Origin of the sequence: Acetobacter sicerae (genome assembly GCF_011516765.1) — a bacterium.
Lineage (GTDB): Bacteria > Pseudomonadota > Alphaproteobacteria > Acetobacterales > Acetobacteraceae > Acetobacter > Acetobacter sicerae.
The window spans coordinates 1-7,975 of the sequence record NZ_JAAABN010000043.1 but is presented as its reverse complement, the minus strand read 5'-3'; the positions used below and the strand labels follow the sequence as shown (position 1 = coordinate 7,975).

8 protein-coding genes are annotated in these 7,975 nt (G+C 57.4%); 1 reads left to right on the top strand and 7 read right to left on the bottom strand.

The features are described 5' to 3' along the window. Positions 1-170 precede the first annotated feature (170 nt). Entirely contained in the window at positions 171-497 is a 327-nt protein-coding gene (locus GVI59_RS18155) for a hypothetical protein (protein ID WP_173575457.1), read from the bottom strand. Between the two features lie 116 nt (positions 498-613). Here GVI59_RS18155 and GVI59_RS18150 point away from each other — a divergent pair, with 116 nt between their 5' ends. Further along, positions 614-1,621 (top strand): glycosyltransferase family 2 protein, encoded by a 1,008-nt coding sequence (locus GVI59_RS18150; protein WP_173575456.1) that lies wholly within the window; start codon positions 614-616, stop codon positions 1,619-1,621. A gap of 115 nt (positions 1,622-1,736) precedes the next feature. Here GVI59_RS18150 and GVI59_RS18145 read toward each other — a convergent pair whose 3' ends face one another. From GVI59_RS18145 to GVI59_RS18120, 6 genes are all read right to left on the bottom strand, one after another. Next, positions 1,737-5,612, bottom strand: a complete 3,876-nt coding sequence (locus GVI59_RS18145) for a carbohydrate-binding protein (RefSeq protein ID WP_173575455.1) — start codon at positions 5,610-5,612, stop codon at positions 1,737-1,739. Beyond that, entirely contained in the window at positions 5,609-6,157 is a 549-nt protein-coding gene (locus GVI59_RS18140; protein ID WP_173575454.1) for a phage fiber-tail adaptor protein, read from the bottom strand. Before GVI59_RS18140 ends, GVI59_RS18145 begins: the two co-directional genes overlap by 4 nt. After that, positions 6,154-6,582 carry a cell wall hydrolase gene (locus GVI59_RS18135; protein ID WP_173575453.1) on the bottom strand — a complete coding sequence of 143 codons (429 nt, stop codon included), beginning with the start codon at positions 6,580-6,582 and terminating at the stop codon, positions 6,154-6,156. Before GVI59_RS18135 ends, GVI59_RS18140 begins: the two co-directional genes overlap by 4 nt. Next, positions 6,579-6,848: a hypothetical protein gene (locus GVI59_RS18130; RefSeq protein ID WP_173575452.1), complete on the bottom strand. Its 270-nt coding sequence runs from the start codon at positions 6,846-6,848 to the stop codon at positions 6,579-6,581. Before GVI59_RS18130 ends, GVI59_RS18135 begins: the two co-directional genes overlap by 4 nt. A 44-nt stretch (positions 6,849-6,892) precedes the next feature. Further along, entirely contained in the window at positions 6,893-7,078 is a 186-nt protein-coding gene (locus GVI59_RS18125; RefSeq protein ID WP_173575451.1) for a hypothetical protein, read from the bottom strand. After that, on the bottom strand, positions 7,078-7,975 hold an 898-nt coding region (locus GVI59_RS18120; RefSeq protein WP_456304149.1), incomplete at its 5' end, for a glycine-rich domain-containing protein. The genes GVI59_RS18120 and GVI59_RS18125, both read right to left, overlap by 1 nt.

Here is a 7,975-nt window from a genome sequence, read left to right as displayed (position 1 = left end):
TAGCTGCAGAAGTGAGGAGAGGCCTCCTATAATGGAAAGGCGAACTCTTAAATAAAGATCGTATCCACCATATAAACACTGACGCTCGATGTTACTTCCCCCCCCCCGCAACATCAGGCCCGCATTAACCGCCTGCCCTAGTTCGCAGCCAATACAGCAGGTGTTCGATCTCAGACCTTCGGCGGCTTCCCCGGTCTTGTCTCGTCTGGATGCACGCCTAACTTCGCGGCGACCTCAGCACGAGGCGCATCAGCCGGGACCATGACCGCTTTCTTTCCGGGCTGGTACGCGTTGGCGGCCCAGCCCCGCGCCTGAGCAATCGCAGAGACAACCGTGTAAACGGCCACCCAGTGACTGCCGGGGTGCGGCGGACGCCAGAACCGGAGCGCCAGAGCGCACGAAGCGATCGCGAACGACACGAGCGCAACCAGATCGCCAGAATATGGCTCAGGGAGCGCCGAGTAGAGCCACGTCAGAGCTGCTGAAATGGGGTCCATTTATTTTCCAGTATTGTGTCTGGGTGAAGCCGGTTGGCTCTATTGTTATTGGTTTCATGCATGAAATTTTGCATTTAATAGAGGCAGCAGCACTATTGCCGTGAGAGAGGATGCGTATGTCTATTTCTGTAGCGTTGGCCACATACAACGGATCCACATATCTGCTAGAGCAGCTTGATAGTATCGCAGCACAGACTCTCCTGCCTGTCGAACTGGTAGTGTCAGACGACGGATCGAGTGACGACACGCTCTCGATCGTTCGAGCATTCTCCGAAACTGCACCGTTCCCAGTACGCATCCTAGATAAAGATCGCAATTTAGGATTCGGAGACAATTTTTTATTCTGCGCCTCTCAATGCAAAGGTGACCTGATAGCGTTTTGTGATCAAGACGACGTTTGGCTGCCTGAGAAACTGGCGGTGGCGTTCGAACGCATTAAGCACGACGAGAGCCTATCGGCGCTTCACACCCTTGCTCTCGTAGACGAGAACCTAAAGCCCACTAAAGGCGGGATCTGGAAGCAGGACATCCCAAAGGATTGCGTAATACAGCCGCAGCAAATATTTCCTTGGGCGGCTTGGGGTAATACGCTTCTATTTAAAAGGGAAATTTTAGATTGGTTTCCGTATAGTCGTCGCCCGAAACATCCCGAGAAAGACATGAAACTCTCCCACGACACGTGGATTTACATATTATCGTGCGCCCTCGGAAAGGTTTCCCAAATTGACAATCCTCTGATCCTTTACCGCCAGCATGGGAAAAACGAAAGCCAAACTAAAAAGAGAACATTTATAGAGAAATGGATGATGAAACATCGTCTTTCTATGGTTCCGCTCCATCAACGCATGGTATTCTATCGAGATTTGTCGTTTGTTTTTGCTGAAATAGCCGATCAGCATAATCCACGAACAGAGTTTCTGGCGTCCGAGGCCGCCATTAAATACAGTGATATGTCGTTAGATATCAAAGAAAGAACTGATATATATTACAATAGGTCCATCGGAGAACGCCTAAAATCATTTCGTATACGGCTTCTTGGCGGAAATACCAGGCTCTCAGAGGCCTTAAAGGACGCTATTCTTGGTGTTTCAGGAATCCATAAAGCAATATATTTGGAAGCATAGCTGGCTCCCATCCTTCTCTCCCATTCGCATTGTCCCGTGGAGAACGCGTCATAGCAGCGCCCCCATCAGATACTTCTGACGGGGGATTTTACTTCAAATGGCCGAAACCACCCCGTCACGAAATCGTTGCCGGGGCGGTTGTAGTCCATACGTTACCGAGACTGTCCGTGATAGTTGCCGCTCCAGTCTCGGCTGTTGTGTAGTCAGGGTCCAGCTTCTTAGTTGTCCCCGAATAAACTTGCGCGTCGAGAATGGTTCCTGTGGCATCGCCAATGCCACAGAAATTATGAGCAACACTCCCTCTAGCCGTAAACAGCGCCGTTGTAGCCGCCTGCGGTTCGCCGAGTTGCGTCCACGTTGATCCGTCAGGGCTGACCCAGAACGTGATTGTCTGTGCGGCGTTACTGTTGCCACTGGTGTCAGTTGCGGCTGCCGCCGAGGTGTTGATGACCGCTCGTGCGTGTAGGTTTGCCAACGTCACGCCGGAGACACTGGTCGGCAGCGCAGAAGCTGACACCTGAACGAAGTCAGCTTTCGCAGAGCCGGTCGAATATTTTGCGACCAGATTCCCCGTATTATCCAGATAAAAACCGTATGATGAGTATCCGGGTGCGGTGGACGACGGCAGGTAATCGCCTACCAACAGAGTTAGCGATCCCGCAGTTCCAAGCGCTGTGATGCTCGCATGAGCATCCGCCTGTAGAACCCCACCAGAGTTATTGATTGTAAGTGGCGCGGTTGAGTAACCGGTTGTTGTGATGTTCAACGCGTGGCCGCCTGCTGGCGGAGCAACCGGCGTCGCGCTCTGGTCGGCAGAGTAGGTTGTGCCGACGCTGTTCGTCGCGCCCGCCTTGACACTGACTGCCGTCCCATTTGTCAGGCCCGTGATCACATAACTCCCCGGCGCTGACAGTGTTGTGACCGGACTGGCCGCATCATTGACCACAATCGGGTAGCCAGTGATAGGCGAGCCACCGTCGCTGGTGGGAGCAGTAACATTGGCGGTTATCTGACCGTCGCCCGCCACGATAGTGAGCCCCGGGGCGCCCGGGGCTGTAGCAGACCCAGTAACCGTCAACGAAATCGCTGCCGGGGCTGAGAGGGACGCATTGTTCGTTGTCGAGATTGAGGCCGTCCCTGCCGCGCTCGGAGTGAACGTGCAGGAGACCGCCGCCGTCGAACCTGCTGGGATGGTCATTGTCGCAGGCGAGAACGTACCGGCCACTGTGGACGTGGGCGTGATAACAGCGTCAGACGATAGAGCGGCCCCTGAACCCGGCGTGATAGTCAGGGTGACTGGATTTCCAGACACAACCGACGAACTGCTGAGTGTGGCGGAATAGGTCGTGAACGGTGTAGTGTCGGCAGAAATCAGGACTTTCTGCCAGCCTGAATCAGCACTCTCTTTGCCGTTGGAGCCTACAGCAGTAATCATATAAAAACATGTCGTTCCAACCGCTGCCGTGCTGTCTGTCCACGTCACAGCGGATGCTCCGTTCGCGGAGAACGAACCGATTTTCGCCCACGCATAAACTGCGGTCCCGCGGTAGACATTGAATGTCGCCGGGGTCGAGCCGCCAGCAGCCGGTGTGGCCGTGACAACGCCGGTTGCGCTCACACTGAGCGTAGGTGCCCACGGAGCGCCGCCCGTGACGGGAACGGAAACAGTCGGAACGGTAGCGGCAGACGGGCCGCCGCCACCAATGGTCTGCGCACCGTAGACGTAAGTCGTACTGGAAAGCGCGGTCGTGTCGGAAAATGACGTGGCTGTTCCGGGGATCCGCGCAATCTCGGACAGCGAATCCGCGTCGGCCCCACGCTGGATCGAGATAACACCGAGCGCCGTTGACCCCGTTGACGCAGGATTGACCCATGTGAGATCGGCATTGCCGTCGCCGGACGTACCTGCGAGGGATGTGACCGGACCCGGAGCCGTCAGCGTACCTCCCTGCGCGACAATATCAGCCGGCCCCCACTGGAGCGTTGTCCAGCCATTTGCTTTCAGTGTGACCGGGAACGATGTGCCTGTCCGCGCATCTGTCACGGTCGCTAGCATATCTGCCGTTGTGCTGTTCCACGAGAAAATTCCGACGTTCCCACTGGGATTTACGAGGCCGACGATCTGTACGGTCCCGGTGGCCGTGTATCCGGTGTTACCGAACGTGTTGCAGTCACACACGCGGCAACCCGGCTCCCACAACGACATAAGGGCTGACATCGTAAGGTAATCGACGTTCTTAACGACGTTTCCGGATCCGTCACTCGGGATCGTCACGATACCCTGCCCGGTCGATCCCCAGCCGCGATCCGAATACGGCAGGTAGGGGCCGCCCGTTTCATCAAGCGCGAGATTCCACATCGACATACCGTTGAAGCCTGCTCGGAGGCAGCCAACGATAATGTTGCCGCACATTTCTTGTGCCTTACCCCACGCAGATTGCGTCCGGGTGATCATATACTCGGACATCCACACCAGTTTCCCCGGCACCTGACGGGTTACTGGCAGTGAATTGGCTGGGACGTTTCCCGCTCCATATCCATGCCACGATGTTCCCACCACATACGGCGCTGAGGTGGTGTTCGTCAGAGCGGTGCTGGCTAGGGCTGAATTGCCCCAATTATCCCCGCCACCCGAAAAAATCCCCGCTTTGATACCCGCCTTGTCAAACGCTGCGCCCAGAACGGGGATGAACGCTGCAATTTGCGCACCCGTCCACTGGCAGCACGGATAGGGGGCTCTGTAACTCTGCGGCTCATTCTGAATCTCGTAGAGATTGATATAGATACCGAGAGCCGCGTATGCCTGATAATGCAGGACGAAATACTGAGCGAGTGTGTTGTAAACCTGCGAGGTTCCGTTGATCGCCCCCATAATGAGGCTACCGTTGGTTTTCATCCAGGCTGGAGGTGACCACGGCGCAGCCTGAATGATAACATCCGGGTTTTTCGCTACAATTTTCTGAAGGACGGGAATGACATACATCCGATCGCGCCCCAGGTCGAACGTCGTCAGGCTCCAGTCCGCAACGCCGCCGTTATCCGCGTATGTATACCACGGATATTTGCAGAAATCCGTCGACCCCATCCCGATACGAACGACGTTCAATTTCCCTGTCACGAACATTTCGTCGAGCAGAGCATCCAGTTGCGCGTCCGAGAGAGAGAGCATTCGAATAGCCGCACTCTCTGTCAGAGCGCCACCACAACCGTAAAACTCCTGAAACCGCACATCGGGGTTGATGATAATGTGGTTGCCGGGGTTTCCCTCAAGCGCGGCTGACGCTGGAACGGAGATGGCCGCGTTTTGCGTGGTCAGATCGAGGGACGAGTATGTAGCTGTCGGCTGGAAAAAATCGCCGGGAGAGAGCGTCGCTGCAGAACCGCCAGTGCCACCCGAACCTTTCGCTCCTGGCGGCACTTGGAACGTGAACGGAGTTAATGCGGTACCGTCAGACAGCGAGGGTGTCGCCGTGACTGTGCTGGGTTGGCCCGCTACGATCGCGCCTTGTGAGACTGCGATCTCGCCCACGGAGAGGCCATTATCTCCAGCCTCCACCGCCAGCGTGAAATTGGTCGCATCGAACGTCGTTCCAGAAGTAAAAGCCGTGACTACAACGTAGCCGGATCCCTGATAGGTCACATAATCGCCGACAGCGTACTTGGTATTTGCAGACCATGCACCGCGCGGATTCCATGCGCCGTTTTTGACGGCCTCCTCTAGCGCTGAGCCGATCTTAGTTTCAACGCCGTTTAAGGTAACCGGGCTGTTCGTCAGGTCTGACTCTGCGTTCAGAACTGCCCCAGACGAAACAAGGCCATCAATATGCTCCGCCGCCTCCGTTGCTGACGAGGCTGCGTTTGTCGCGCTCTGAACCTGATCCGTGACGGATGCTGTGTCGATCTGGATAAAGCCGCCACCTGACACGCCGACCATTGCGTCAGCGTCAGTGATGGATACTTTGCTGAGTGTGCTGAGAGATACGTCGGTCATGGGATCAGGTAGGCTCCGGTATCGTCGGTGAGATTGACGCCGTTCAGGCTCAGGGCGTTCGTGGGAATGAAATTGCTCGGCGGATCGGTCGCAGGCGTCGCCCGTGTGATTTTGATCTCGATCGGGACGGCTTTTGTGCGTCCCTCGACTGTCTCGACTGTGACCACGACGCGCTGTTTCGTGCCGGGCCGACCGGACGCGAGCATGACGACGACGGTCTCGCCCTGATAGACGTCCGCCCAGAGGTCGGTGAGGTCGTATGTCAGTCCGGTCGTATCGGGATAAGTGACTGAGACCACCTCGATCGCGTCTCCTGTATCCGCGAGCCACGTCGAGAAATCGACCGCATAGTCGAGAATGTCCGCGCTGCTCTTTGGCGGAAACGAGGCCCGGCACTGACAGGAAGCACCACCAAATGACGGGATGATCCCGCGCAGTCTGAGCGCGTCCCATGTCGAGACGGAGCCGCACGCCTCGGGCTGTCGCTCTGCCGGGACAACGTAGGTCCGGGCCGTGGATGGGATGATGTTGTCAGGGAGGGTCATGCCAGCACCTCACCAGCTGCGCGACCATAGGGTCCGAGCCTGAAAAACAGTTGATCACCGATATGCGCTGTCGGCTTCTGGCAATTCGCCCACAGAGGCGGTGTGATGTGAACGCTGTAGTAATGGTCTGCGCCGTGCGTTATGTCAGAGAGTGTTCCAGCCACCAGAAACCCAGCCAGCTTCAGCGCGATGGCGAACTGCGCGTTCTGTTCCGTGACCGCCAGCAGTTTTGCACGGTTCGGATCATCGCTGTTCCAGCATGAGAATTGCCACGGACGCTGGCACACACCGGCAATATCGTGGCCCCACCACGACGGTTGCTTCACCCGGTTCCCGATGACGTTCAGCACAGCGTGCATCCCGTCCGGCCCGTCGCCCCGCGCCTCGCCCCACGCTGTGCGGGCTGCTATTTCTGTGGGGGTCATGAGAAAAACCAGTGCAGCGCGTAAACAACGCCAGCCGCCACGCCGCCGCCCAATCCGGAACCGCCCGCGATCACCATTTCCCGGCGGCTCCCCAGTTTCGTCACCCTGTCCAGAATGACGTCCTGCGTCCGCTCGATACTGGCCAGCGACGCCTGTTGCACATTCTGAAGGGTTCGGATTTCCACCACGTCAGCCTCAACGGTTTTCACGTCAGCGCGCAGTGCTTCAAACTCCGGTCGCGTGACGACGGATGCGATGTCAGACATTCAGTGTTCCAGAAATGAAAAACCCCGCTCGATGGCGGGGTGTTTTAGGAGGCTGGCGAGGAGTAGGTGCTACCAATCGGATATTCCCCGTCAGGGTCAGCAACGAGCGCGAGACCATCTCCGGGACTGTAGGGCGTGGAGCCATCCCAGATGACCACATTGACGACATATCCAATAGGCTCAGACCCGGACGCGGCAGTGCGGTATTCCGCGTAATTCTGAACCGCCATCAGGAGTATTCCCGAATGATTATAACACCCGGGGATCCATTCGCGCCTGTCGTTGTGCCGGTTCCGGTTGAACCACTACCGCCGCCCCCGGCCCCGTAAGACCCACGCGACGCCGCAGATTCGATGACCGCGTTGGCATTCACTACATTCCCGGGATAGCCGCCCGCACCGAAACGAGAAGGGGACCCGGGTATGGGGAACGGAACGCCTGTGGTTGGCGCGTTGCCGTTGAGCCCACACAGAATTACCGGAGCCCACCCATCCGACCCTTTATAACTCTCAATCATCGTTATAGCGGATGCGCCTGCGCCAGATACAACGCCGCCCGAGGCCGCCCCTCCCCACGCCGAAATACCAGGTGCGGCGCTGATCGTTTGGCCTGCGCCGCCGCCGCCGCAGGTGACATACGCTCCAAACGACGTGTTGCCGCCAGCAGACCCCATCCCACCGACTGCCCCCACTCCCGCCGCTCCGATAGTTAGCGGAATGGCTGACGTCGCGAGAGACGTGAGATCAATGTCGAACTTCGCATAAGCGCCTGCCGCGCCCGGACTGCCACACGAAACATAATTCGAGCCAGTATTAACAGCAGGAGCACCTGCGCCAGAACCCCCTCCCCCAACCATCTCAACAACGAGCGTTTTGGCCCATCGTGACGGAGTGTAGTTCTGACTGCTGATGATCTTGATTGTTCTGAGGAGGCGACCGCGCATCAGTTCAGGGATCGTCGGGTAGAAAGCGTTCTGAGGCGTTGCAGTCAGCCCCGCGAGCGTTGTCGCACTGGAAGGGACCGTCACTGAATACAGCGCCACAACAGCACCACCCACAGGCGTTGCTGGCGCGGTCGTAGCGCACACAATGGATACTCTGGCCTGCCTCTGTGTCGGCAGATCGGCC